General features: G+C 67.7%; 25 protein-coding genes. 9 read left to right on the top strand and 16 right to left on the bottom strand.

Annotation, left to right across the window (positions count from 1 at the left end):
* Positions 1 to 28 precede the first annotated feature (28 nt).
* The 6 genes from BCEP18194_RS23820 to BCEP18194_RS23805 form a co-directional block, all read right to left on the bottom strand.
* Positions 29 to 865 (bottom strand): bifunctional allantoicase/(S)-ureidoglycine aminohydrolase, encoded by an 837-nt coding sequence (locus BCEP18194_RS23820; protein ID WP_011353825.1) that lies wholly within the window; start codon positions 863 to 865, stop codon positions 29 to 31.
* Positions 866 to 954: 89 nt separating this feature from the next.
* Positions 955 to 1,194: a hypothetical protein gene (locus BCEP18194_RS41280; RefSeq protein WP_157687225.1), complete on the bottom strand. Its 240-nt coding sequence runs from the start codon at positions 1,192 to 1,194 to the stop codon at positions 955 to 957.
* Positions 1,195 to 1,732: 538 nt separating this feature from the next.
* Complete coding sequence (locus BCEP18194_RS23815) at positions 1,733 to 2,179, bottom strand: hypothetical protein (protein ID WP_011353823.1); 447 nt, start codon at positions 2,177 to 2,179, stop codon at positions 1,733 to 1,735.
* Between the two features lie 378 nt (positions 2,180 to 2,557).
* The gene (locus tag BCEP18194_RS23810) at positions 2,558 to 3,217 is read right to left on the bottom strand and encodes a methyltransferase family protein (protein WP_011353822.1); all 660 of its coding nucleotides are present in this window, start codon (positions 3,215 to 3,217) and stop codon (positions 2,558 to 2,560) included.
* Positions 3,218 to 3,379: 162 nt separating this feature from the next.
* A complete protein-coding gene (locus BCEP18194_RS41715) occupies positions 3,380 to 3,544 on the bottom strand; it encodes a hypothetical protein (RefSeq protein ID WP_011353821.1) in 165 nt (54 codons plus the stop codon).
* 255 nt (positions 3,545 to 3,799) lie between these two features.
* A complete protein-coding gene (locus BCEP18194_RS23805; RefSeq protein ID WP_041493445.1) occupies positions 3,800 to 4,219 on the bottom strand; it encodes an HIT family protein in 420 nt (139 codons plus the stop codon).
* A gap of 295 nt (positions 4,220 to 4,514) precedes the next feature.
* On the opposite strand from BCEP18194_RS23805, the gene BCEP18194_RS23800 reads away from it, so the two are divergent.
* Together BCEP18194_RS23800 and BCEP18194_RS23795 are read left to right on the top strand one after the other, a co-directional pair.
* Positions 4,515 to 5,693: a hypothetical protein gene (locus BCEP18194_RS23800; protein ID WP_011353819.1), complete on the top strand. Its 1,179-nt coding sequence runs from the start codon at positions 4,515 to 4,517 to the stop codon at positions 5,691 to 5,693.
* 192 nt (positions 5,694 to 5,885) lie between these two features.
* Positions 5,886 to 7,286: a serine hydrolase domain-containing protein gene (locus tag BCEP18194_RS23795; RefSeq protein WP_011353818.1), complete on the top strand. Its 1,401-nt coding sequence runs from the start codon at positions 5,886 to 5,888 to the stop codon at positions 7,284 to 7,286.
* 107 nt (positions 7,287 to 7,393) lie between these two features.
* On the opposite strand, the gene BCEP18194_RS23790 is transcribed toward BCEP18194_RS23795, so the two are convergent.
* The 6 genes from BCEP18194_RS23790 to BCEP18194_RS23765 form a co-directional block, all read right to left on the bottom strand.
* The gene (locus tag BCEP18194_RS23790; protein WP_011353817.1) at positions 7,394 to 8,017 is read right to left on the bottom strand and encodes a glutathione S-transferase family protein; all 624 of its coding nucleotides are present in this window, start codon (positions 8,015 to 8,017) and stop codon (positions 7,394 to 7,396) included.
* Between the two features lie 72 nt (positions 8,018 to 8,089).
* Complete coding sequence (locus BCEP18194_RS23785; protein ID WP_011353816.1) at positions 8,090 to 9,589, bottom strand: TIGR01777 family oxidoreductase; 1,500 nt, start codon at positions 9,587 to 9,589, stop codon at positions 8,090 to 8,092.
* Entirely contained in the window at positions 9,586 to 10,452 is an 867-nt protein-coding gene (locus tag BCEP18194_RS23780; RefSeq protein ID WP_011353815.1) for a thiol-disulfide oxidoreductase DCC family protein, read from the bottom strand. The genes BCEP18194_RS23785 and BCEP18194_RS23780 overlap by 4 nt, the downstream gene beginning before the upstream one ends.
* Before the next feature lie 100 nt (positions 10,453 to 10,552).
* Positions 10,553 to 11,023, bottom strand: coding sequence for a DUF2269 family protein (locus BCEP18194_RS23775; RefSeq protein ID WP_011353814.1), 471 nt, complete (start codon positions 11,021 to 11,023; stop codon positions 10,553 to 10,555).
* The gene (locus BCEP18194_RS23770; protein WP_011353813.1) at positions 11,020 to 12,327 is read right to left on the bottom strand and encodes an SDR family oxidoreductase; all 1,308 of its coding nucleotides are present in this window, start codon (positions 12,325 to 12,327) and stop codon (positions 11,020 to 11,022) included. Before BCEP18194_RS23770 ends, BCEP18194_RS23775 begins: the two co-directional genes overlap by 4 nt.
* Positions 12,328 to 12,427: 100 nt before the next feature.
* Entirely contained in the window at positions 12,428 to 12,961 is a 534-nt protein-coding gene (locus BCEP18194_RS23765) for a GbsR/MarR family transcriptional regulator (protein ID WP_011353812.1), read from the bottom strand.
* A gap of 160 nt (positions 12,962 to 13,121) precedes the next feature.
* On the opposite strand from BCEP18194_RS23765, the gene fabV reads away from it, so the two are divergent.
* On the top strand, positions 13,122 to 14,324 hold the full coding sequence (fabV, locus tag BCEP18194_RS23760; RefSeq protein WP_011353811.1) for an enoyl-ACP reductase FabV: 1,203 nt from the start codon (positions 13,122 to 13,124) through the stop codon (positions 14,322 to 14,324).
* A 64-nt stretch (positions 14,325 to 14,388) separates the two neighbouring features.
* Here fabV and BCEP18194_RS23755 read toward each other — a convergent pair whose 3' ends face one another.
* Positions 14,389 to 15,093, bottom strand: a complete 705-nt coding sequence (locus tag BCEP18194_RS23755) for an SDR family oxidoreductase (RefSeq protein WP_011353810.1) — start codon at positions 15,091 to 15,093, stop codon at positions 14,389 to 14,391.
* Between the two features lie 345 nt (positions 15,094 to 15,438).
* Between BCEP18194_RS23755 and BCEP18194_RS23750 the strand changes: the two genes are divergently transcribed.
* Positions 15,439 to 16,023 (top strand): TetR/AcrR family transcriptional regulator, encoded by a 585-nt coding sequence (locus tag BCEP18194_RS23750; protein ID WP_011353809.1) that lies wholly within the window; start codon positions 15,439 to 15,441, stop codon positions 16,021 to 16,023.
* Positions 16,024 to 16,107: 84 nt separating this feature from the next.
* On the opposite strand, the gene BCEP18194_RS23745 is transcribed toward BCEP18194_RS23750, so the two are convergent.
* On the bottom strand, positions 16,108 to 16,686 hold the full coding sequence (locus BCEP18194_RS23745) for a membrane protein (protein ID WP_011353808.1): 579 nt from the start codon (positions 16,684 to 16,686) through the stop codon (positions 16,108 to 16,110).
* A 291-nt stretch (positions 16,687 to 16,977) separates the two neighbouring features.
* Here BCEP18194_RS23745 and BCEP18194_RS23740 point away from each other — a divergent pair, with 291 nt between their 5' ends.
* Positions 16,978 to 17,895 carry a DMT family transporter gene (locus BCEP18194_RS23740; protein WP_011353807.1) on the top strand — a complete coding sequence of 306 codons (918 nt, stop codon included), beginning with the start codon at positions 16,978 to 16,980 and terminating at the stop codon, positions 17,893 to 17,895.
* A 15-nt stretch (positions 17,896 to 17,910) separates the two neighbouring features.
* Here the strand turns inward: BCEP18194_RS23740 and BCEP18194_RS23735 are convergent, their stop codons facing one another.
* Complete coding sequence (locus BCEP18194_RS23735; RefSeq protein WP_244273064.1) at positions 17,911 to 18,711, bottom strand: YhfC family intramembrane metalloprotease; 801 nt, start codon at positions 18,709 to 18,711, stop codon at positions 17,911 to 17,913.
* Positions 18,708 to 19,238 carry a GNAT family N-acetyltransferase gene (locus BCEP18194_RS23730; protein WP_011353805.1) on the bottom strand — a complete coding sequence of 177 codons (531 nt, stop codon included), beginning with the start codon at positions 19,236 to 19,238 and terminating at the stop codon, positions 18,708 to 18,710. The genes BCEP18194_RS23735 and BCEP18194_RS23730 overlap by 4 nt, the downstream gene beginning before the upstream one ends.
* A 204-nt stretch (positions 19,239 to 19,442) precedes the next feature.
* Between BCEP18194_RS23730 and BCEP18194_RS23725 the strand changes: the two genes are divergently transcribed.
* From BCEP18194_RS23725 to BCEP18194_RS23710, 4 genes are all read left to right on the top strand, one after another.
* Positions 19,443 to 19,808: an ArsR/SmtB family transcription factor gene (locus tag BCEP18194_RS23725; RefSeq protein ID WP_011353804.1), complete on the top strand. Its 366-nt coding sequence runs from the start codon at positions 19,443 to 19,445 to the stop codon at positions 19,806 to 19,808.
* Positions 19,780 to 20,265 (top strand): SRPBCC family protein, encoded by a 486-nt coding sequence (locus BCEP18194_RS23720; RefSeq protein WP_011353803.1) that lies wholly within the window; start codon positions 19,780 to 19,782, stop codon positions 20,263 to 20,265. The genes BCEP18194_RS23725 and BCEP18194_RS23720 overlap by 29 nt, the downstream gene beginning before the upstream one ends.
* A gap of 124 nt (positions 20,266 to 20,389) precedes the next feature.
* A complete protein-coding gene (locus BCEP18194_RS23715) occupies positions 20,390 to 20,866 on the top strand; it encodes an SRPBCC family protein (protein ID WP_011353802.1) in 477 nt (158 codons plus the stop codon).
* Between the two features lie 108 nt (positions 20,867 to 20,974).
* Complete coding sequence (locus tag BCEP18194_RS23710; RefSeq protein ID WP_011353801.1) at positions 20,975 to 21,613, top strand: 2-hydroxychromene-2-carboxylate isomerase; 639 nt, start codon at positions 20,975 to 20,977, stop codon at positions 21,611 to 21,613.
* The last annotated feature ends 12 nt before the right edge of the window (positions 21,614 to 21,625 follow it).

Below are 21,625 nucleotides of genomic sequence, written 5' to 3'. Positions count from 1 at the left end.
CTTTCACATCCAACTGCTCGCTCGACGCTTAACGCGCCGGGTTCAGCAACAGGTTCATGTGACGGTTCACATCTTTGTACAGCAGGTAACGGAAGCGGCCAGGGCCACCCGAATAGCATGCCTGCGGGCAGAACGCGCGCAGCCACATGAAGTCACCGGCTTCGACCTCGACCCAATCCTGGTTCAGGCGATAAACAGCCTTCCCTTCGAGCACATACAACCCGTGCTCCATCACGTGCGTTTCGGCGAACGGAATCACGCCGCCCGGTTCGAACGTCACGATGTTCACGTGCATGTCGTGGCGCATGTCGCTCATGTCGACGAAGCGCGTCGTCACCCATGCACCGTTGGTGCCCGGCATCGGGATCGGCTCGACGTCCTGCTCGTTGGTCACGAAGGCTTCCGGCAGCGGAATGCCGTCGACAGCCTGGTAATGCTTGCGCACCCAGTGGAAACGCACCGCGGCATCGCTGACGTTGTGCAGCGTCCAGTCGGCGCCCGGCGGAATGAACGCGTAGCCGCCCGGCTTCAGCACGTGCTTCTTGCCTTGCAGCGTCAGCTCGGCTTCACCTTCGACGACGAACAGCACGGCTTCGGCATTCTTGTCCTGCTCGGGCTTGTCGCTGCCGCCGCCCGGGTTCACTTCGACGATGTACTGCGAGAAGGTTTCCGCGAAACCCGACAGCGGGCGAGCGATCACCCACAGGCGCGTGTTCGTCCAGAACGGCAGCCAGCTCGTGACGATGTCACGCATCACACCCTTCGGGATCACCGCGTACGCCTCGGTGAACATCGCGCGATCGGTCAGCAGATCGGTCTGCGGCGGGTGGCCGCCATGCGGCGCGTAATACGTTGTCTTAGACATAGTGCATCCAGGCAATGGGTTGGTCCGGCCCCGGACACCAACGACATCGGGCGGCACACCTGCGCGTGGGGCACGCAAGCGGCGGGACGTCATTGCCGGGGTGGCTTGAAGGCGCATGCGCCTTCGTTCGGTCGGCCAGGCTTCGCGACGGGTTCGTCCGGTTCTTCGGACGCGGCGGCCCATGCTTGTGGGGCCGGCGACCGGGCCGTGGCGCTCGCGATCATGCGGCGAGGCGCGGCCAGCGGCACGGTGCGATGCCGTACGCGAGCATCGCCGACGATAGCGAAGTCGTTCGCAATCGACCAATTAAATGTTGCGATGGATTCCATTCGATTTCCCACTACTAGCCGGCAGCCGCGATACGCGGTGGGGAAGCGTGGCGCGACGGTCTGGCTATCAGGGAAATCCTGACGGACGGGGCAACGCGCACGTTCGCCGGGATGCTGGAGGGGCAGGTGAAAAACCGCAGCCGCTGCAGTGACACACGCGGTTCGCGATACATCCGGTTACGCAGATTGGAGCGTGACGACGTGCGCACGGCAGCAAGCCGCACCGCGCCAGTCATGAGCCGTCGTCAGGCCGGAGAACGGACCAGCGGGATCGAACGGAACGCGAATGGTATCGACACGCCTCGGACGCATTCAGTCGCGAGTGGCGGTGTAGTCGGAAAACGGGGAAATACAGCGAGGAGGAAGACTTGCCGGCCCATCGGTCGGGCATCGGGTCGCGGCTGAGGAAGCCGGAAGGGGTTCGCCGGTATGACCGGCGATGACGGCCCGGCAGGCCGCCGGGCCGAATCTCGCGTCGGGTGCCGACGCCGTCGGCGCGCCGGTGCGCCATTCGCGCACCGAGCCGCGCCAGCGGCGATCAGTCCCAGTCGCGGTGGTGACGATGCTTGCGGTGGCGATAGCCGCGATCGCCGCGACCGCCGTAATCGCGTTCGTACGAGCTGCGCGACATGTTGCCGCCGAGCGCCGCGCCGGCGCCGCCGCCGACCGCCGCACCCAGCAGGCCGCCCGTGCGGCCGCCCATTGCGTTGCCTGCCGCGGTACCTGCGCCGCCGCCGAGGGCGCCGCCGATGATCGCGCCGGTGCGCTCGCGACGGTTCGACGTCACCGCGCCACCCGCGCCGCCGCCGATGGCGCCGCCGATCACCGAGCCCGTGCTGCCGCCGAGCGCACCGCCGACCGCTGCGCCGGCTACCCCGCCGAGCGCGCCGCCAAGCGCGTTGTTCATGTCACCTGCCATAGCCGGCAGTGCAGTCGCGCCGGTCAACGCGGCGACGACGAGAGCGGGGGCGATTTTCTTCCACATTCCCGTATTCTTCCTTGTTCGCAATCTGGTTATTGAAGGTCCGCTCGGTACGACGATCTGAATCGATCGACGTCGGGTCAGGCATTGTGCCGAACCGCGGACCAATTCATTTCAATGAGCTTGCGGCGAAGAATAGCACCGGTCCCACGTCCTTGCCGTGGACATTCTGGTAACAAGTTGTTTACGAATAAGCAACCTCGAACGCGCGCGCCGAAATGCCCGCAAACCCGCGCCGGCATTGGCTTCGCCGAGGGTCCGGCCCTGTGGAAAAACACGCCGGCCATGCGTGGCGTCGCACGTTTGCGACACACGTGGCAACACATCGGGAACGAAACGTGGGCCGGGCCCGAAACGGCGGCCGTGAAGAAACGAAGAGGGTCAGTACACGCCGGGCAGCAGACGCCACGTTCGCGCGCAATACGCGTCGTATTCGGCGCCGAATTGCGCACGTAGCAGCGCCTCCTTGGAGCGGATACGCGCGACGAGCGGCACCATCGTTAGCACGACCAGCAGCAAGCCGACGCCCGAGCGGAACGCGAGCGCCCAGCCGACCGAATTGACGACCAGGCCGAGATAGCTCGGATTGCGGATGCGGCTGTAGATGCCGTCGGTCACGAGCGTATGGCCCGGCTGGATCGCGACGAGCCCGCTGAAGCGCTTGCCGAGCACGAATACGGGCCAGATGCGCAGCACGCCGCCCGCGATGTACAGCACGACGCCGATCCAGCGCACCGCATCGCCGCCGAAGGTCCAGAAGTCGAGCCGGTCGGTCAGCGCGGGCAGGTACGCGAGCAGGAACCCGCTTACCCCGAATGCCGCGAGCACCCAGCGATTATCGCGGTTCTCGCGCTCGCCGCTGCTCAGGTTGCCTTCGGTAAACATCGCGACGACGGCCATCGCGAGCGTCGCGACGACGACGACGGTCAGCGGTGGATGCGAGAAGAAGGCTGCGAATCCGCCGCTGCCCAGCACGGCGAGCCCGAGATAGACGAGCGTGGAGACGCCCGACACGACTGCGACCTTGCGGGTGACTGTCATGACTGCCTCGCCGAAGTGCCCTTTCCTGTGAAGTATAGGAAGCGCGCACACGCCGCGCAGCGCACCGCCGTCATGCGGTACGCGAATCCGCGCGCGTCATCCGGCACAACGCGATGGCGCTGACCGGTGCGGCCAGCGCCCGAGCCCGGTGCCGGTGCCGGATCAGCGAATGCGGAAGTTGCCGCCGATCCCGACGCTGACGGGTGGCGCGTAATACGCCGGCGCATAGCCGTAGTAGGCCGGCGCGGGCGCATAGCCATACGGCGGCGCGACATAGCAGCCGGACAGGCCGCCGATCAGGGCAAGCGTGATGAGAAGTCTGGTCATGGCTCGATTCCCGGCGCGAAAGACGAATGGCACCTCGCGAAAGCCGCGCCATCGCGCGATGCGGCGGCCGGCACGAAGAGGCGATCCGCCCTTCCTGTCGCTCAGTGAAGCAATGCGCGGAGTCTAGCGCCGGGGGGGCCGGGCCGAGTTTCGCCGGCGGTTACACGTGTTACCTCGCATGACCGCTGAAACAGGCGATGGCACGACGGCTGGCCGCTGCGCCAGGCCGTGCCATCGCCGTGTGCAATCGACGCGTTACACGAAACGCGCGCGAATGCGCTGCGCCAGCGCTTCGAGCGTCGCCGCGTCGGCGATCTCACGCGCATGCATCTTCAGCTCGGCGCCTTCCCAGCGCGGGATCACGTGGAAGTGCACATGCGGCACCGTCTGGCCGGCGGCCGCGCCGTTGAACTGGCCGATGAACACGCCATCCGGCTCGAGCGCCGCGCGCACCGCCGCCGCGACACGCTGCGTCATGCGGATGCCGGCCGCGGCGGCGTCGCCGGACAACTCGAAGATCTGCGCGGCCGGCTCCTTCGGGATCACGAGCACGTGGCCGTCGGCCTGCGGCATCAGATCCATGATCGCGAGGGTCGCGTCGTCTTCCGCGACTTTCACGCACGGCAGTTCGCCGCGCAGGATTTTGGCGAACGGGTTGTTGTTGTCGTAGGACATGGCGTTTTCCATTAACGGTTGGACTGGGAGAGTAGGAAAGCGATGCCGGACGATTATCGGCCGATGGCGGGTCGGATTTCAACTTGTCAGGTCGAGTCGCTCTTTCTGCGAACAATGGACGTCGATACGCATGCAACGCGCGTAACGGACTGGAATATCCGGCCGTCGCCATCCGTTTATTTCGAGCGCGGGTTCACGCGGCAACCGCACGATCGCGAACCTGCGCCGGACACCCGTCGGCTGCGCAGGCCGGCAGCCGGGATGACTGCTCGCGATCATCAACCGGAGTCATGCCATGGACCCTCTCCCCTCCTGTCGTTCCCCCGCCGCGCCCGTGTTCGCGGTCGATCCGCCGGTCGTCGCACGCGTCCGGCGCACGCTTGCGCGCTCGCTATGCCGCGCGGCTTGCGGCGCCGGGCTGGTCGCGTTGTCTTCGGCTTTCGCGTGGGCCGGCGGCAGCGACATCATCCTGCCGATTCCATCGTTCACCGCCTCGACGGTGCCCACCAACGGCGACGTCAATCCATACGGCATCGCGTTCGTGCCGCGCGGCGTGCCGAGCTGGAGCACGCTGAAACCCGGCGACGTCGTCGTGTCCAACTTCAACGCGGCGTCGAACGCGCAAGGCACCGGTACGACGATCGTGAAGCTGACACCCGGCAAGACGCCGGCGACGACGTTCTTCCAGGGCAGCAATCTCGGCCTGACAACCGCGCTCACGGTGCTGCGCAGCGGCTTCGTGCTGGTCGGCAACGTGCCGGCGCCGGACGGCAAGACCGTCGTGGCGCCGGGTTCGCTGCTCGTCATCGGCCCGCAGGGCAATCTCGTCACGCAACTCAGCAGCGCGGCGCTGCTCGACGGGCCCTGGGACATGACCGTGATCGATCGCGGCCAGCGCGTGACCGCGTTCGTGTCGAACGTGCTGAACGGGACGGTGTCACGGATCGAACTCGCGATCGGCGACAACGGCGTCACGATGCTGCCGGGCTCTCGCGTCATCGCATCGGGCTACGTGAATCGAACCGATCCCAATGCGCTCGTCGTCGGGCCGACCGGCCTCGCGTACGACCCGAACATCGACGTGCTTTACGTTGCATCCACCGGCGACAACGCGGTGTTCGCGATCCAGAATGCCGCGTCGACGAATCGCAACGGCGGTGTCGGACGGATGATCTATTTCGACGCGGCGCACCTGCACGGCCCGCTCGCGCTGGCGCTCGCCCCGAACGGCCATCTCGTGACCGCGAACGGCGACGCGGTCAACGCCGACCCGCAGCAGCCGAGCGAGATCGTCGAATTTACGGTGGACGGGCGCTTCGTCGCGCAAATGCAGGTCGACACCGTTTCGGGGGCCGCGTTCGGCCTCGCGTTCGGGCACGGCAGCAAAGGCCAGCTGGAATTCGCAGCCGTCGACGACAACACGAATACCGCGACGGTCTGGACCCTGCGGTCCGACAACAACAACGCGCAGTGATGCGCCGCCTGGACGGGCCGCACGCGGCCCGTTCGACTTGCGCGATCGACACACGCGATTCGCACACGCCGGGCAATCTGCGCGCTGTCGGCAGTGCCCCGCCTCGCAAGCCCTCGCAATTGCCACCGCCGGCTCGAACCTGCGACACTGCCGGTTCATGTTCTGCCTGCCGACAACCGAGGACGTTCGCGCATGACGATCCCCTTCAAGAAGCTGATCCTGCGCGGCGTCGCGCTCGCCGTCGTCGCCGCGGTCGGCTACACCGGCTACATGCTGTCCCGGCTCGCCCCCATCGCGACCGGTTATGCGGCAAAGGCACTGTGTTCCGGCGTGTATGTATCGGGCCGCCCGGCCGAGTCCGTGATCGACGTCGACATCATGGCCGGCGTGCATCCGCTGCTGAAGCTCGTGCACCCGTCGATCGATCCCGACCATCATCGCGCGACGGCGACCTTCGCCGGCTTCGCCGAACGCGAAGCCGACTTCCGGCCCGGGCTCGGCTGCACGCTCGCGCTCGGGCCGTCGCCCGGCGCGTTGCCGGCCGCGCTGCCGCCCCTCCCCGACCCGCCGTCCACGCAGCCCGCGCCTGCCACGCCGCCGGCCGGCGTCGACGCGCAGAAGCTGCAGACCGCGCTCGACCGCGCGTTCGACGAGCCCGACCCGGCACGACCGCGGCGCACGCGCGCGGTCGTCGTGATGTGGCGCGGCCAGGTGATCGCCGAGCGTTATGCGCCCGGCTTCACGGCCGACACGCCGCTGCCCGGCTGGTCGATGACGAAGACCGTGACGGCCGCCCTGGTCGGCACGCTCGTCGCGCAGCACAAGCTGTCGCTCGATACGTCGGCGCTGCTGCCCGAATGGCGCGGCAGCGGCGATCCGCGCGCGGCCATCACGCTCGACGAGCTGCTGCGGATGACGAGCGGCCTGCAATTCAACGAGGACTACGACGACCCGCTGTCCGATGTCGCGTTGATGCTGTACGCGCAGTCCGATACCGCGCGGTTCGCGTCGGCGAAGCCGCTCGCCGCGACACCCGGCACGCGGTGGTCCTACTCGAGCGGCACGAGCGCGATCGTCGCGCGCGTGATGCGCGAAGCGCTGGGCGGCAGCGAGGACGACTACCTCGCGTTGCCGCGCCGCGCACTGTTCGCGCCGCTCGGGATGCGCAGCGCGGTGTTCGAGCCCGATGCGTCCGGCACGCTCGTCAGCCCGTCGTACATGTATGCGAGCGCACGCGACTGGGCGCGCTTCGGGCAGTTGCTGCTGCAGGACGGTGTGTGGGACGGGCAGCGGCTGCTGCCGGAAGGCTGGGTGCGCTACCTGACGCGCACCACGCCGCAGTCGGAGCGCCAGGAATACGGCGCGCAGCTGTGGGTCAAGGTGCCGGAGCCGTTCAACGATCGCGATCCGCATGCGGTCGCGATGCCGGCCGACGCGTTTCATGCGGTCGGCCATGAAGGCCAGTTCGTGAGCGTGGTGCCGAGCCGGCAGCTGGTGGTCGTGCGGCTCGGGCTGTCGCGGCCGGAATCCGCGTGGAATCACGAGGCGTTTCTCGCGCGCGTGCTCGACGCTTTGCCGGCGCCGGGCGCGTAACAACCGGCCTGTGATGCCGTAATGCCATGATGCCGTGATGCAGGTCGTGACGCGGACGCAGCAGCGATTGTCACGCCGCCGCGCCGCCGTGCGCTACCTGCGCGGCATCACGGGTTCGCGCTACCCGCGTATTTCTGGAAGCCTTCGCGCGTCGCGAGACGTTCGATATAGCGCTTCACCGCCGGGAAATCCGGATGCTCGAACGGCGTGCCGAACCAGCGGTTCACCGACAGGCCGATCGGAATGTCCGCGAGCGTGAAGCCGTTACCGGCCACGTACGCGCCGGTCGCTTTGAGCTGCGCGTTCAGCACCTGCATGTGCTTCGTCCAGCCCGCGATCGACTGCGCGATGCCGGCCGGATCCTGGTGATCGGGCGACTTCCGCACGAGGCCGAGGAACGCGCCGACCCACGAGCGGTTCAGGTCCGCGCCCTGCCAGTCGATCCATTGATCGACCCGTGCGCGCGCCTGCGGCTCGGCCGGATACAGCGCGTCGCCGCCATAGCGGTTCGCGAGATAGCGGACGATCGTGTTCGATTCCCAGAGCACGAAATCGTCGTCCTTGATGACGGGCACGAGACCGTTCGGATTCAGCGCGAGATAGGCCGGATCGTTGGTCGTACGGAAGCCCGCGCCCCAGTCTTCCTGTTCGAACGGCAGGTTCAGCTCGGTGCACAGCCACAGCACCTTGCGAACGTTGATGGACGGGATCTTGCCGAGGATGTGCAGCATGCAGTCTCCTTGTGAGGTCGGATGCGGAGCATTCGGGACGCACGACACGTCCCGAACGCGTTCACGTCGAATTTATACACGACCTCGGGGCAAACAACAGGCCGTACGCGGAAAATCCGCGTGCGGATGATTCGTCAGGTCACGCAGCGCATGCTCGGCCGTCGGGAACCGGAACATGAATCCGTCCTGATGCAGCCGCGCCGGCATCACGCGCTGCCCGTCCAGCAGCACCTCGGCCATCTCGCCCATCGCGATACGCAGCGGCGCGGCCGGCACGTGCAGCCAGGCCGGACGATGCAGCACCTTCGACACAACCTGCACGAACTCGCGCTGGGTCAACGGCGCGGGCGCGACCGCGTTGTAGACGCCGCGCATGCCCGGGTTCGCCATCGCACGCGCGATGATCCGCAGCACGTCATCCCGGTGGATCCAGCTCATCACCTGCTTGCCGTCGCCGAATCGCCCGCCCATCCCGAAGTAATGCGGCAACAGCATCGGGCGCAGCGCGCCGCCGGGGCCGAACACGACGCCCAGCCGCAGCACCACCGAGCGCGCGCCATGACGCTCGAGCGGCTGCGCGGACTGCTCCCACTGCCGGCACAGCTCGGACATGAAGCCGGTGCCGGCGTTGCTGCTTTCATCGAGGCGCTCATCTGAAGGACGCACGCCGTAGTAACCGATCGCCGATGCCTGGATCCACGTGCGCGGCCTGACCTCGGCGGTCTCGACCCAGCGCATCAGCGATTCCGTGACGCCGACGCGGCTGGCGAGCAGCACCGCCTGCCGGCGCTTGCTCCAGCGCGCGCCGAGCACCGGCGCGCCCGCGAGATTGATGACCGTGTCAAAACGCTCGTGCGGCTGCAGTTGTTCGACGGACGTGACGCTGCGCACGCGGCCGTGAAACAGGTAGGCCGCACGCAGCGGATCGCGCGCCAGCAACGTGACCACATGCCCCGCATCGAGCAGCTGGTTCACGAGGGTTTCGCCGATGAAGCCGGTCCCGCCGGTCACGAGCACACTCCCCGGCGCCTGCCCCGCGAACGGATTGGCGACCGGCGCGTGTCGCGCGATCCGGCAAGCCGCGATCCCGTCGCGGATTCCCGAGATCGCCACGCCGACGGCAAACAGGCTCAGCACCCAGCCACGCCAGCCGAGATCGAGCGCCTGCAGCGCGGTCGGCTCGTGCGCCCACACGGCCAGTTGCATCGCAATCATCCCGAACAGCGCGCCGCCGTTGACGGCCAGCAGCGTGTGCAGCACGCGCTCGGTCGACGGCAGCTTGCGGCTCTGGTCCTCGACGACGAAATCCCACAACGTCAGCACCACCTCGACCACCACCACGGCCGCGAGGGCCGCGACCCACGCGCCGTGAAAGGCGACGTTCGCGATCGACGCGAACACGAGACCGTAAAGCACGGAACGCACCGCATGAATTCCCAGCTCGAGCCGCGCACGCGGGCTGTGCGGAAGATCCTGCGTGAGTTCGTGGTGATAGAGCGTATCGAATGCGCCCATCGCGCCCTGCACGATCAGCAGGTTGAGCGCCCAGTCGTAAGCAGGCAAGGTGTTCATACCGTATCCCTCCTCCAAAGCCAGACAAGCGGCGGCACCATCGCGACGAGTGCCGCCGCGTCGATCGCCACGTGGCCCGATACATGGGCCTGCAATGAAAACAGCATGTCCTGCGGCGCCCAGACCAGCAGGCCGGCGAGCAGCCATCCCCACACTTCCCGCCGGCGCAGCCGGTTGCCGAGGTGGACGAGCGCGAGCATCCAGACCGACGCGCATTGCACCGTCGCGCCGATCAGCGACATCCACCAGACCTGTTGCGCACGCGCCGCGTCGGGCGCGGCTCCCGCCCAGAAGTGCAGCTCGATGACGCGGTGATACGCGTCGAGCCACGGCGTGCCGGCCACCCACGGAACGGCAATGCCGACGAGCAGGTGTGCGATCGCGGCGCCGTACATCCAGGTCACGACGATGCGACGCGCAGCGTCCCCCGCTGGGCGATTCGCAGTGGGTTCAGCGGCTCGGCCGCTACCGCACGCCGCCCCATCGCACGGCGCTTCGGCGCGATAACCGAGCCACCGCGAGACGGCCTGCCGGTTGCGCGCGAAGCGGCGATACAGCGGCGCCAGCGCAGTGCGCACGACCGGCACGCGAAGCAGCCTGACGAGCCAGCGGCGCCCGGTCAGCGCCTGGGCGGCCAGGATGCTGTCCACGCCGGTCAGCATGCGTCCGTCGGGCAGGCGCGCGTGCAGCTCGCGATTCAGCGCGGGCAGGTCGACGCCCAGCGGCGCGGGATCGAATCCCGGCTCGGCGATATCGACGAACGCCAGCCGGTGTCGTGCGTCGCGCGCCTCGAGACGCTTGATCTCCGCCACGCATAACGGACATCGTCCGTCGAAGTACAGCACCAGTTCACTTGAGCTCATGATTCGCATTCCTTCTTTTTGTCGGTTGCATGCCTCATGAATCGATCGACTGCTTTCCGCTGTGCCGCACCGCCGCTCCCGTGCGGCGGCAGCGGCGCACTTACATCGGCTTGAGCACCATCAGGAAGTAGACGGTCAGCATCGCGAAGAACGCCGGATAGCCGAGCAGCTCCCAGCGCTTCGCATAGCGCCAGTACCGTTCCGGCAACCCGGCATCGCCGTTCGCGTGAGCGAGCTTCGCCATCGCGGCCAGTTCGACCTGCAGCCACACGACCGGCAGCCAGCACGCGCCGGCGATCGCATACAGCACGATCGACGCGACGAGCCACGGCGTATCCCACGGCCAGCCGGCCGTGTGCGCGAGCCAGAGCCCGGATGCCGGCTGGAAGATCACGGCCGGCGTCGTGAACCACCAGTCCGCGCGCACCACGAGCCGCGACACGGCCGCGATCGCGGGCACCGAGCGCGTGCGGTTCGCGAAGAACAGGTAGAACGCGGTGCCGAACCCCGTGCCGACCAACAGCACCGAGGACAGGATGTGAAGCGCCTTGATGACGAGATAGGTATTCATGCTTGTTCTTCTTCTGAAAAAAGGATCAACAGGATGGCGAGGATCGGCACGTTCTTGAGCACGGGGCCGAACGGTTCGGCGAGCAGGCCCGGCATCGTGACCGCGATGACCGCCGAATACGCGACGATCAGCGCGGCTTGCGCGACCCACAGCCGGCGCGACGGCGCGACGACGGTTGCGATGCCGAACGCGAAGTCCAGCGCGCTGGCCGCATAGAGCGCGATCAGCGCAGGCAGCCCGGTCAGATGCGCAGGCGCGAGCAGCGCGAGGCTCGCGTGCAGCGGATGGATGAACGCGCTGGCGATGGCCGTCCAGATCCACACGATCGCCAGCGCACCGCGCAGCAGCGGACGACGCCACATCGCGAGCGCATCGCGACGCAGCGCGGCGGCTTCCGCGCCGATGAAGCCGTCGATCCCGCGCGGCGGCCGGCCGAGCATCGCCGTGGCGGCGGCCGGATCGCCGGTGTTCCCGCCGCGCAGCATCGTCCACGTGTCGCGCGTGAACATCGCGCCCGGCAGCATGCCGAACAACGTGGCCGCCGCGCCGGCCAGCGGGCCCGGCAATGCAATGCGGACGGCCGGCGGAAATCCCAGCGCCGCGCGGTAACGGGCCAGCATCTCGCGGTATTCGACTTCGTCGTTGCCAACCACGTCGATCACCGGGCGGCCGGCCGCCGGTGCATCGACGCATCGCGCAACGACTTCGGCGAGATCGTCGACGTGCACGGGGCGCAGCCGCTGATGGCCACCCGCCGGCAGGACCTGTACCGGCAGGCTCGCAAGCATCCGGAAAAACCGCGCGGACGCGCCGGTCGTGCCGTAGACGAGCGCGGGACGCACGATCCGGTAGTCGATCGGCAGCGTCTGCAGGAAGCGGTCGGCGGCGACCTTGCTGGCGAAGTAGCGCGTATCGCCACGCTCGACGCCGAGCGCCGAGATCTGGATCACCCGCCGCACGCCGGCGCGGCAGCACGCGGTAAAAAGCGCGCACGGCGCAGCGCGATGCACGGCGTCAAGCGTCGCGCCGCGCTGATCGGCAAGGATGCCGACCGCATTGATCACCACGTCGACGCCTTCCAGCCGCGCGAGCCACGCGTCGGGGTCGACGTCCTTCGCGAAGTCGATCGCGACGTCGCACGGGCCGGCCGCATGACGCACGCCGCGCAGCACGCGATGGCCGCCGGCTTCGAGCTGCGCGCACAGGGCCCGCCCGATGAAGCCGTTCGCACCGCACACGAGGACGGTCATGCTGCGCGCCCCGGTGCAATCGTGCTGGCTAATCGACGGCAAGACTGCGTTCATTTTCATCCTCTACTTACAGTTATTTCTGTACAGACAGAAATAACAACCCCGAAAAAAGCGGGCTGGCTGCCCGCACTGCGCGTACCGCTCCGCGACCCGCTTACTTCGACGGCTTGCGCCTGACCGTCTGGCTGATCTTCGCGCCGATGCCGAGCGCCTTCATCAGCGTATCGGGCTTGAGCCGCAGCATCTCGTCCGACCAGGTCGTGAGCGTCTCGACGAACTGCAGCGTGTCGCGGATGCGCTGCTCGGTCTCGCGGCTTTCGTTAGCGATCTCCGGATTCGTCAGGCAGTCGCGCAGCACCGTGAGCGTCGGCTCGATCTCGCGTTGCCGGCGCCCTTCGACGATCAGCTTGAACAGTTCCCAGATGTCGGTCGACGTCTCGAAATGGTCGCGGCGGTCGCCCAGCACGTGCACGACCTTCGCCAGCCGCCACGCCTGCAGTTCCTTCAGGCTCGTGCTGACGTTGGAGCGCGCCACGTTGAGCGTCTCGGCGATCTCGTCGGCCGCGATCGGCCGGCCGGCCAGATACAGCAGCGCGTGGATCTGCGAAACAGTGCGGTTGACGCCCCACCGCGAGCCCATTTCGCCCCAGTGGAGAATGAATCGTTCGGCAATCGGTGTGAGTTCCATGACGTGAAATTTAGGCATTTCAGTTATTTCTGTCAAGAGAGAAATTACTGAACGATCCGCCCGGTTCCGGCTGCGCCCGCCCGCGATCTGCCGCATCCATTACAATGCGCGGGATTTTCCCGAATTCAGGCCATCCCAGCCTTTCTGACTAGAGGTTTCCATGATCATCAAACCGCGCGTGCGTGGCTTCATCTGCGTGACGACTCATCCGGTCGGCTGCGAAGCCAACGTCAAGGAACAGATCGACTACGTGACTTCGCACGGCCCGATCGCCAACGGCCCGAAAAAGGTGCTCGTGATCGGCGCGTCGACCGGCTACGGCCTCGCCGCCCGGATCTCGGCCGCCTTCGGCTCGGACGCGGACACGCTCGGCGTGTTCTTCGAGCGCGCCGGCAGCGAAACGAAGCCGGGCACGGCAGGCTGGTACAACAGCGCCGCGTTCGAGAAATTCGCCACCGAAAAGGGGCGCTATGCGCGCAGCATCAACGGCGACGCATTCTCCGACCACGTGAAGCAGGTCACGATCGACACCATCAAGCAGGATCTCGGCAAGGTGGACCTCGTCGTCTACAGCCTCGCGGCACCGCGCCGCACGCATCCGAAGACGGGCGAAACCATCAGCTCGACGCTCAAGCCGATCGGCAAGACGGTCACGTTCCGCGGCCTCGACACCGACAAGGAAGTGCTCCGCGACGTCACGCTGGAACCGGCGACGCAGGAAGAGATCGACGGCACCGTCGCCGTGATGGGCGGCGAGGACTGGCAGATGTGGATCGACGCGCTCGATGAAGCCGGCGTGCTGGCCGACGGCGCGAAGACCACCGCGTTCACGTATCTCGGCGAGCAGATCACGCACGACATCTACTGGAACGGCTCGATCGGCGAAGCGAAGAAGGATCTCGACAAGAAAGTGCTGTCGATCCGCGACCAGCTGGCCGCACACGGCGGCGACGCGCGCGTGTCGGTGCTGAAGGCCGTCGTCACGCAGGCCAGCTCGGCGATCCCGATGATGCCGCTGTACCTGTCGCTGCTGTTCAAGACGATGAAGGAAACCGGCACGCACGAAGGCTGCATCGAGCAGGTGTACGGCCTGTTCAAGGACAGCCTGTATGGCGCGACGCCGCACGTCGACGAAGAAGGCCGCCTGCGCGCGGACTACAAGGAGCTCGATCCGCAAGTTCAGGCGAAGGTCGTCGCGCAGTGGGACCACGTGACGAACGACAACCTGTACGAGCTGACCGACTTCACCGGCTACAAGACCGAGTTCCTGCGCCTGTTCGGCTTCGAGATCGCCGGCGTCGACTACGACGCGGACGTGAACCCGGACGTGAAGATCCCGGGCATCATCGACACCACTGTCTGATGGTACGGCCCGCCGCCCATGCTGCGCATGCAGCTCGGGTGGTGGGCCCGGGATGCCGGCGGCGTCAACGCTGCGCCGGCTCTTCCAGATAGACGCCCGCCGACAGCGTGGCCTTCACGTGCCGCGTGAGTTCGTCGGTGGACACCTCCTCCTCCCCCGCTTCGATCGCTTCGTACGCCTGGCGCACGACGTCGGCCGGCGTCGCCTTCGGCACGTCGAGGCCAGCCGTCAGGTCGGTATCGATGAAGCCGGCATGCAGCCCGACGACCTGTGTGCGCTGTTCGCGCAGCGAATGGCGCAGGCCGTTGGTCAACGCCCACGCGGCCGATTTCGACACGCCGTAGCCCGCCAGGATCGGCCGGTTCACCCAGCTCGCAACGGACAGGATGTTCAGGATCGCGCCGCCGCCCTGGCCGGCGAGGATGCCCGCGAACGCGCGCGACATCGCCAGCATCCCGAACACGTTGGTTTCGAAGTGATCGCGCAACGCGTCGGGCGCGCCGTCGTCGGTCAGGCTGCCGAGCCGCGCGATGCCCGCGTTGTTGATCAACAGCGTGACGTCGCGTGCGGCATCGGCCGCCGCGGCAACGGCCGCCGGATCGGTCACGTCGAGCTTCACCGGCACGACGCCCGGCAGCGTCACGGTGCCCGGATCGCGCGCCGCCGCATAGACCTTGCGCGCCCCTCTGGCGAGCGCCTGCTTCGCGAACTCGAGCCCGAGCCCGCGGTTCGCGCCCGTGATGAAAACGACTGCACCTTCGATCTTCATGTTCGTTCCTTTCGCATGATGAATCGCATACGCGCCGGCTCGCCGCGCGCATGAGATCCGGTGGAAAACCAGGCTGCCATTGCATATCGAACCGTTGCGCCGCCAGGCGGCAGACGGTGAGCCTTCCGCTGCTCCTCCTGCCCTTGCGACGCCAAAGACGCCGACCGATTGCCATCCGGTGTTCCGGCAGTGGCTTTGCACCCACCGCCAAGTCGGCTACACTCGATGTCAATGTCGATCACCATTGTCTTTGCGGTGCATTGTGTTCGCGCAATTCGGGCATGTCAATGGTGATCGACATTGTGTTTTCCAATCGACGCGATCGACAGAATCAGGGAGGGATCGATGGGCGTATCAAGACAGCAGGCCGCCGAGAACCGGAGCGCGATCGTCGCGGCCGCCGAGCGGTTGTTCCGCGCGCGCGGCGTCGACGCGGTCGGGCTCACGGAGCTGATGAAGGAAGCCGGCTTCACGCAGGGCGGCTTCTACAACCACTTCAAGTCGAAAGACGCGCTGGTCGCCGAGGTGATGGAAAAGGCCATGCAGGACCGCGCGGATTCGCCAAACGCCGGCAGTCTCGACGCGCAGGTGGCGCTGTATCTGTCGGCCGCGCATCGCGACAACGTCGAGGCCGGATGCCCGCTGTCCGGCTTCGCGGGCGATGCGCCGCGACTGACCGATGCGGCGCGTGCGTGCTATGCGCACGGCCTCGCCACCTATCTCGATCGGCTGGAACGGATGGTGGCCGTGGAAGGCGCGACGCCGGCGCAAACGCGTCGCGACGCGGTCGCGGTCTTCAGCCAGATGGTCGGCGCGCTCGTGCTGTCGCGCGCGATCGCCGGCACCGATCCCGCGCTGGCCGACGAGATCCTCGCCGCGGGGCGGGACACGCTCACCGCCGGGCGCGACGATCCGGTCGCGCCGGCATAACCGCGTCATGACGTCGTGACGTGTCGGCTCGCGCCGTGTGTTGGCGTGTCGACGTGCGCGCCGACGTTTCAGCGTCTTGCCGCGCTATTCGACCGCCCGCGCGGCATCCCACAGCGGCTGTGCGCCGCGCGCCGCATTCCAGGCGGCAAAACGCGTGCGCCACGCTTCGAACGGCTCCGCCAGCGGGTGGCGCGGATCGTCGCTGAGCGAATAAGCCATCCCTTCGATCAGCCAGCGCGGCTTGGTCGCGACGGCCAGGTTGCCGAGCACTTCGGCCTGCCGGTGATGGATCAGTTCGTGCGCGAGAAAGTAGGTCTGCCAGCCGCGCGGCGCGACGACGACGCCGAAATTCCCGAGCGTCAGCGCCGCACGTTGGCCCAGGCCGAACGCATCGGCACACGCCCGCGTCGAGCAGAACACGACGCGCGGCGCCTCCCGGAATGCACCGACGGCTGCCGCCGCGCGCGCATAGCCGTCGCGATAGAGCTGCTGCGCATCGCCGAGCTTCGCGGCATCGTCCGTGCAGATATCGGCGCTCGGGCACGACACGCCGGGAACCAGCGCGGGCGCGACGACACGCAACGGCTTGACGAGCGCATACGCGGCAATCGGCAGCGCAACAAGCAGGCCCGTGAGGGCGAAAGCGACATGGGAGCGTTTCATCGAGGCGGTGGTTCCGGGGCGTTCTGCTGAAGTCTTCCTGCGTGAATATATCGGACTGGAGACGTCTGCGGCCCTGCTTGATTCCCGGCCGGCGTCCGGTTGCCCAGCTTGCGCTCGCCGCAACCTGGGCAACCGTTCCGGCGCTGGCCATTGCGATCCGCCACTTCGTTGAAACAAAGACTTTTTGCGACCTAATAGCGACCAAATAATATATTGGACGCATTACCGGGCGCACCGCATCCTTGTCCTCAACCGGCTCGCAACGGCCGCACGACAACGACAGGACAGGACATGAACGGAAACGAACGGTTCGCCGGCATCGGCTACGGATTGCTCGCGGCGCTCATCTGGGGCGGCTTTCCGGTCGTCACGCGCCTCGGGGTCACGCACTCGGCCCTCGATGCGTACGACATCGCGTTCATCCGTTTCGTCGTCTCCGGCACGCTGCTGCTGCCCGTCCTGCTGCGCAGCGGGCTTGGCACGCTGCGCCCGGCGTCGATCGCGCTGATGGTGATCGGTGCGGGCGCACCCTACATCCTGACTGTCGCCGCGGCGTTGGGCCATGCGCCGGTCGGCTACTTCGCGCTGACGCCCGGCAGCATGATCGCGCTCACGGCCATCCTCGGGCGGCAGGTCGCGCACGAAAGGCTGAGCGCCGCGCAGGTCGCCGGCATCGTCACGATCCTGGCCGGCATCGCGCTGGCCGCGTCCGATGCGCTGCGCGGCGCGATCGGGTTGCCGGCCCTCGTGCTGTTCATGCTCGGCGGCCTGCTGTGGGCCGTCTATAACGTCACGACGAAACGCGCCGGCGCCGGTGCGCTGCACGCGACGGCCGTCGTGTCGGTCGGCTCCGCGGTGCTCTACTGCCCGCTCTATCTGGCCGCACGCGGCGGCGCCGTGCTGCATGCGCCGGTCGCTGCCATCGCGACGCAGGCGATCTACCAGGGCGTGCTGATGTCGGTACTGGCGCTCTACTGTTTCAGCCAGGCCGTCGTCGCGCTCGGCCCGGCGATCGGTGCGACCTTTGCCGCGCTGATGCCGCTGCTCGCCACGCTCGAGGCCATGCTGCTGCTCGACGAACGGCCGCATGCGCCGGCGCTGGCCGGCATCGCGATCGTCACGGCCGGGATGGCCGTGAGCCTCGCGAGCCGGTGGCGCACGGGCCATGCGCCGGCCATCCGGCGGCTGAACTCCGCTGCACATGGCTGAACCGGACCCTGACCATCAGGCGACATGCCCCGTGCTCGCGTCGCCGGCGCCCGTCGTCCGGCGGCTCCAGCGCATGCCCAGCAACAGAAGCGCGACGCTGGACGCGAACAGGATCACCTCGACCAGTACCGTATCGACATGCCAGTACCGCGTCAGCAGCACGACGGCAAGGTCGAATACGAAATGGAGCGCAATCGCATACGCCAGCCAGCGTTTCGTCCCGCGCACGAACGTCTGCAACACGATCAGCGACAGCCCGACATGCGCAGCCAGCGCGCTCGTGCGTTCGAACAGCGCGAGAAACGGCGACGCCAGCGTCATGCCCGCGAACTGCGACCCGATCAGCGACTGCACGCCCTCGCGCACCACGACACCCTCGTGAGCGAGCAGATAGCCCGTGCCGAGCGCGAGAAATCCGACGCCGACCAGCAGCATCGCCTCCAGCCCGCCGTGCCCGAGCCCGAGCATCACGGCCGTCGGTGCATCATGCCGCTTCGGCAGCAGATACCGGAAAGCGACCCAGCGCCCGCATTCCTCGAAGAGCCCGGCCGTCAACGCCGCGAACACGAGCATCGGCAGGTGCCAGCGGGGATCGTTCCCGAGCCAGTGGAGCAACGGCGCCTGCCACGACAGGCGCAGCACCGGCTGGAACACGAAAAAGGTCAGCATGCCGTAGAAAAACACCCGCAACGACACCTGCGTGCGGCGCCGCCACGCGACCGCGAGCGCCACCGGCGCGATCAGCGCCACGGCACCCGCCGCGAGTGTGAGGAACAGGAGCAACGGGGCGACGGGATGCATGACGAATGCCGTCACGCGAGCTGCTTGTGGAAATACGTCGTCGCGCAGAGCGCGCCGTCGGGCATCAGCGCATAGTTCGGCACGACGCCGACACGCTGCCAGCCGGCCCGCTCGTACAGCCGCTCGGCGTCGCCGCCCGTCACGGTGTCGAGCACGAGCACGGTCTTGCCGGCGTCGCGCGCGGCCGAATCGGCCGCCGCCATCAGCCGCGCGGCGATGCCCTGCCGGCGCGCGTGCCGCGACACGAGCATCTTCGAGATATCCGCGCGATGCGGCTGGTTCTCGGGCTGCGCGGTCACGACCTGCACGGTGCCGACGATCCGGCCGGCCGCGTCCTCGGCAACGAGCAGGATGCGCTCGCCGTTCGCGACGCCATCGGCGACGTGGGTCCAGAACGCGACGGCGGTCGGCCGCGCGATCGGCAACATGAAGCTGACGGACGCGCCGCCCTCGACGCAATCGATCAGCACGTCGGCCAGCGCTTCAACACGGCTCATCGCTTCGCCCGCATCGACGCGGCGGACGGTAACAGATTCGGTCATGCCCACTCCGGTAGTCAGTTGGGTCGCACACGCGGGTTCGGCGTGCGTCCGGATCGGAAGGAACACCAGCCGGCCGTCGCGGCTCGCGCAACGGCGGCAGGTGCGCGGCAACGCCGCACCCGGTCGGCACGCGTTACCGCCCCATCATCCTACGCGACGAAAAATTCCGTTGCATCGCCGTCCGCTTTTCCTATACTTAGCCACATGGCTAACTTTCAACCCGGCATCAGCGACGTCTTCCACGCCCTCGCCGATCCGACGCGCTGCGCGATCGTCAGCGCGCTCGGTCATGGCGAACGGACCGTCTCCGCGCTGGCCGCGCCGTTCGACATGGCGCTGCCGTCGTTCATGAAGCACGTCGCGGTGCTCGAGCGCAGCGGTCTCGTCCAGACCCGCAAAGCCGGCCGCTCGCGTACCTGCACGCTGGTCGGCAGCCGGCTGACTGAAGCCGAGGCATGGCTCGCCGAGCAGCGCGCGCAGTGGGAAGCACGATCCGATCGTCTCGTCGAATTCGTCGAACGCCGTCACCAGGAGGAGCAAGATGTCAGCAAGCCCCGTCGAACCCGTTGAAGCTCACGATCTCGTCATCACGCGCACGCTGCGTGCGCCGCGCCATGCGCTGTGGCGTGCATGGACCGACCCCGAATTGCTGAAGGAGTGGTGGTGCCCGAAACCGTGGACCACCGAAGTGCGCGCGTTCGACCTGCGCCCGGGCGGCGCCTTCCATACGTTCATGCGCGGCCCCGACGGCGGCAGCAGCGACAATCCCGGCTGCTTCCTCGAAATCGTGCCGGAATCGCGCATCGCATTCACGTCGATGCTCGCGGGCGGCTGGCGGCCGCAGGCGCCGTGGATGGGTTTCACGGCGATCATCACGATGGCCGACGACGATGCCGGCAGCCGCTACGAAGCGCGCGTGATGCATCCGGACGCCGCCACACGCGAACGCCACGAAGCGCTCGGCTTCTTCGAGGGCTGGAACACCTGCATCACGCAACTCGACGAATTCGCCGCCGCCCTGCGCTGAGCCGACCGTGGCCGCGTGGGCGGTCATTGCATGCCGCCTCTCGCGCGCCTAGGATTCCTGAAGGAAGCATGACGACACGCCGGCCTCCGGCGTGCACCGTCGCGCGCGCTCCGCGGGAGGCAACATGTTGCACACGCACACGCATTCGACCCGGGTCAGCCGGCACCTGAACGCCCCGCGCGGCCGCGTCTACCGCGCCCTGCTCGATCCGCACGCGGTCGAGCAATGGAAGGTGCCCGCCGGCATGACGTGCCGCGTCCATGCGTACGACGCACGGGAAGGCGGCGCGCTGCGCGTGTCGCTGAGCTACGACGCGCCGTCGGCCGGCACCGGCAAGACCACTGCGCGCACCGATACCTATCACGGCCGCTTCGTCACGCTCGTGCCGGACCAGCAGATCGTCGAGATCGACGTGTTCGAGACCGACGATCCGATGCTGCGCGGCGCGATGACGATCACGATTACGCTGTCCGACGAAGCGGGCGGCACACGCGTGGACGCCGTGCACGACGGGGTGCCGCCCGGCGTGCCGGCCGCCGACAACGAGACCGGCTGGCAAATGGCGCTGGCGAGGCTCGCGGCATTGGTGGAGGCCGCGTAGCAGCGTTCGCGCCGGCGGCGGGCTTGCGATGCGGCAGCGCAAAACGCCGCCGCGTGCGACACTGGCCCGCACCCGATCCATCCGGACCCGCACGAGGAGACGCTCCCGATGAACGCCGCGCGCACCGCCACCTGGTATTTCGATTTCGTTTCGCCGTTCGCCTACCTGCAGCAGGAACAATTCGACCGGTTGCCGGCCGCCGCCGCATTCGAGCCGCGGCCCATCGTGCTCGGCGCACTGCTCGCACACTGGGGCCAGAAAGCGCCGGCCGAGATCGCGGCGAAACGCGTCTTCACCTACCGCCACGCGCAATACCGCGCGGACAAGCTCGGCATTGCGTTCCGGATGCCGCCCGCGCACCCGTTCAATCCGATCAAGCCGCTGCGCCTCGCGATCGCGATGGGCAATTCACCCGACGCGATCCGGCGGATCTTCCGGCATATCTGGCGCGACGGCCAGGACGTGTCGACGCCGGAAGGCTTCGCCGCGCTGTGCGAAGCCGTCGGCTTTCCGGAAGGCGTGACGGCGGTCGACGCCCAGCCAGTGAAGGACGCGCTGCGCGCGAACACCGACGATGCGATCGCGCACAGCGTATTCGGCGTGCCGACCTTCGAACTCGACGGCGACCTGTTCTGGGGCGAGGATGCGACCGACATGTTCGCCGACTGTGCGACGTCGCGCGCGTGGCTCGATTCGCCCGAAGTGCGCCGCATCAGCGCGCTGCCCGAAGGAATCCGGCGCGGTTGACGGCCCGGCGGC

Origin of the sequence: Burkholderia lata (assembly GCF_000012945.1) — a bacterium.
GTDB classification, from domain to species: domain Bacteria; phylum Pseudomonadota; class Gammaproteobacteria; order Burkholderiales; family Burkholderiaceae; genus Burkholderia; species Burkholderia lata.
Note: the sequence above shows the minus strand (reverse complement) of the source record. Positions and strands in the feature narration are given on the sequence as shown.